This window comes from Endozoicomonas sp. SESOKO1 (genome assembly GCF_024606265.1).
Taxonomy (GTDB): Bacteria; Pseudomonadota; Gammaproteobacteria; order Pseudomonadales; family Endozoicomonadaceae; genus Endozoicomonas.
Genome location: NZ_JAHHPP010000016.1, coordinates 1 through 3,154 on the forward strand (window position 1 = coordinate 1; position 3,154 = coordinate 3,154).

The following is a 3,154-nucleotide window of genomic DNA, read 5'->3' on the forward strand; positions in this document are numbered from 1 at the left end:
CTTCTAAACTGATGCCATTGATCCTGAGGTAGAAGACAATGACAGACCAAGTATACCCAAGAACCTTTTCTCATATTGGTATTTCTGTGCCAGACCTGGAAAAGGCCGTTAAGTTTTACACCGAAGTGCTGGGCTGGTACCTGATTATGGAACCCACCACGATTGTCGAAGACGACAGTGCCATTGGTGAGATGTGTACTGATGTATTCGGGGCCGGTTGGGAGCACTTCCGCATTGCTCACTTATCCACAGGCGACAAGATCGGCGTTGAGATCTTCGAGTTCAAAAACCAGGAAAACCCTGAAAATAACTTCGAATACTGGAAAACCGGCATTTTCCACTTCTGCGTACAGGATCCGGATGTAGAAGGGCTGGCAGAAAAAATTGTTGCCGCCGGTGGTAAGCGCCGTATGGCAAAACCACGGTTCTACTACCCGGGCGAAAAGCCTTACCGGATGATCTACATGGAAGATCCATTTGGCAATATCCTGGAGATCTACAGCCACAGCTATGAGTTAACCTACTCAGCGGGTGCCTATAGCTGATTTTCAGGCCAATCGCAGAGATTACAGAGTGCACAAAGAAAAGTTTTCTTGTGCACTTTTTGGTGTTGTATGGCAATCAGCGCTTTTTTGCACTAGCGTGGAGCTGAAAATTATATACAGAGCCGCAAAGGGATAAACTATGCCTGCAAACACTAAAAATGTACTGATTACCGGATGTTCCAGTGGCATCGGCCGGGAGCTGGCGCTGGAGTTTCAGCGAAGAGGCTATCGTGTCTGGGCAACTGCCCGTAACCTGCAGAGCATCCAGACGCTGGCAGATCAGAATATCCTGGTGCAGGAGCTGGACGTGACCAGTGAACCCCGGGTGCATGAGGTGGTGCAGCATATTCTCAGCAGCGATGGTCATCTGGATATACTGGTGAATAATGCGGGCTATGGCAGCATGGGACCATTGATGGATATGCCCGGCGAAGAGCTGGTGCAGCAGTTCTCCACCAATGTGTTTGCGCCCATGACCCTTATCCGTAAGGTGGCTCCTGGCATGTGTGCCCGCAGAGAGGGGACTATCGTCAATATTGGCAGTATCTCCGGTGTGTTGTTTACCCCGTTTTCAGGCAGTTACTGTGCCTCAAAAGCTGCCTTCAATGCACTGTCTGATGTGCTGAGAATGGAATTAAAGCCCTTTGGTGTGCGGGTGGTAACGGTTCAGCCCGGAGCTGTCCAGTCCCGGTTTGCGGATAATGCCAGCCGGGTGTTGCAACAAGTGTTCAACCCGGACAGCCTCTATAGACCCATTGACGCAAAGGTCAGGGCACGAGCCAATGCCTCACAGGATAACCCCACACCGGCAGATCGTTTCTGCCGTAACCTGGTGGATAAACTGGAGTCTGGACGCAGGCTCAACATCATCCGTCTGGCCAATGGCAGCCGGGCTTTTCCATTACTGAAAGCACTGTTGCCAACTATTGTTCTTGAGACAGTTCTGGGCATAATATTTGGTCTGCATCGCCTTCGGTGATTTTTTTTGTCCGTAGGTATATATTCTTTTTGCCTTTGTGACGCAGGTGATATAAAGTACGCCACCTGTTCAGGGCGGTAAACGTTTTGAGCAAATGGTGAGGTGTCCGAGTGGCTGAAGGAGCACGCCTGGAAAGTGTGTGTACGTTAATCGCGTACCGAGGGTTCGAATCCCTCCCTCACCGCCATTATCCCTTCTGTAAGCTCCTGATTTACCTTTTTTTAAAATACTCATTTTTACGACCATTACCTCAACCGGTGTCCATTACATTCCTGGTACGCTCACCATCGGCCAATGGCTTCGATAACCTTGAATTTTACATGAATTCAAAAGCGAGGTGGGCTTAAGTGAAATTCAGGAAAATTAATGTTTATGCTTGTTTGGTGAGGTTATAAATTGCTAACCAGGCAAAAAAAACATGTTTGTACATGGCTTGTCAAAATATAAAATATCAGTTGCTAATATTTATGTTTGAGCACAGTCCTATTATAAAGGCACAACTGTCCTGATAGGTTTGTTCAAACACTACCTGGAAGAATATTATGGCTAACGTTGGCTCAGTTTCTTTTAAATATTAAGAGAGCATCATGCCGTATAGAAATACTTAGGTGGAATAGTAACTATGATATGCGCTATGAACTCTTTAATCGCCTGAATACAGGTGGAACATCGTTAACAGATCAAGAGATAAGGAACTGTATCTTCAGAGGGGTTGATGCGTCATTTAATAAGTTGCTTGAGAATGTTGCTCAAGAGAAGTTATTCAAAGACCTGGTTCAACCAACTCGCAAACAGGAACAAACTTTGTACATGCAGGAGCTTGCCTTGAGGTTCATGTCTTTACTTGAGCCTGATCCTGAATTTAAGGAATCTTTCATTAAGGAGTATATGACAGCCTTTATGAAGAAGTCTGTTCATAATGGTTTTTCCCCCTCCTTAAAAGATCAGTTTATGGAGGTCTTGACTCTCCTCAAAGAGATTGGCCCTTCAGTGTTCAGATTTCAAGGAAGCGCATTCTCCACTAGTCTGTTCGATGCCATTACAGTTGGTATAGCAAGGAACATGGATACGGTTAAATCTCTTGGTACTAATGAGATACAAGAGAGAGTTGAGGCATTGAAGGTTGATCCCGATTTCAGGAAGCTAACTGGATCAGCTGCTTCTGGTAAAACACGAGTGCTTAGCAGGATTTCTCTTGGAGTAGGTCATTTTTCCTAATGTCTCAGTTTGCTCATGTAGTCCAAGAGCTTGCTAGCGATATAGAGTGGAGACGTTCAGAAATGGCTACCATTTTGACGTTTTCTACTCGTTACAGGCTGTCTCCTAGAGATGAAGAAATATTTCTTAAATGCTCTGTGCCAAATATTTATGCCATATGGGAAGGCTATATGGTGAAAATTGGACAAACAATGTCCAAGTTATAAATCCAGATTGGATAAACTTCTTCGGTATCGTAATAGTATTGCTCATGGGGAGACATCATTACCTGTAGAATTAATCACAGTTAATGAGTTTGTAGAGTTGGTTAATGAGCTTATGGATAATGTGGCGTCTTTACCGCCAGTCAGATGCAGGTTCTCCCACAGGGGACTTTCACCCCATCAGTTCATGCCCATGCCGGGCGTACCAA

5 protein-coding genes and 1 tRNA gene are annotated in these 3,154 nt (G+C 45.5%); all 6 read left to right on the forward strand.

Features of this window, described 5'->3' with window-relative positions:
* Positions 1–38: 38 nt before the first annotated feature.
* Positions 39–545, forward strand: a complete 507-nt coding sequence (locus KDK13_RS00990) for a lactoylglutathione lyase family protein (protein ID WP_252022848.1) — start codon at positions 39–41, stop codon at positions 543–545.
* Positions 546–684: 139 nt separating this feature from the next.
* A complete protein-coding gene (locus KDK13_RS00995) occupies positions 685–1,524 on the forward strand; it encodes an SDR family oxidoreductase (protein WP_257282873.1) in 840 nt (279 codons plus the stop codon).
* 96 nt (positions 1,525–1,620) lie between these two features.
* Positions 1,621–1,711 (forward strand) — tRNA-Ser (locus KDK13_RS01000).
* Between the two features lie 440 nt (positions 1,712–2,151).
* A complete protein-coding gene (locus KDK13_RS01005; protein WP_257282874.1) occupies positions 2,152–2,742 on the forward strand; it encodes a DUF262 domain-containing protein in 591 nt (196 codons plus the stop codon).
* Positions 2,742–2,948: an MAE_28990/MAE_18760 family HEPN-like nuclease gene (locus KDK13_RS19095; RefSeq protein ID WP_373692194.1), complete on the forward strand. Its 207-nt coding sequence runs from the start codon at positions 2,742–2,744 to the stop codon at positions 2,946–2,948. Before KDK13_RS01005 ends, KDK13_RS19095 begins: the two co-directional genes overlap by 1 nt.
* Positions 2,949–2,955: 7 nt before the next feature.
* Positions 2,956–3,154, forward strand: a 199-nt coding sequence (locus KDK13_RS01010; protein ID WP_257282877.1) for a hypothetical protein, incomplete at its 3' end; no start/stop codon positions are given.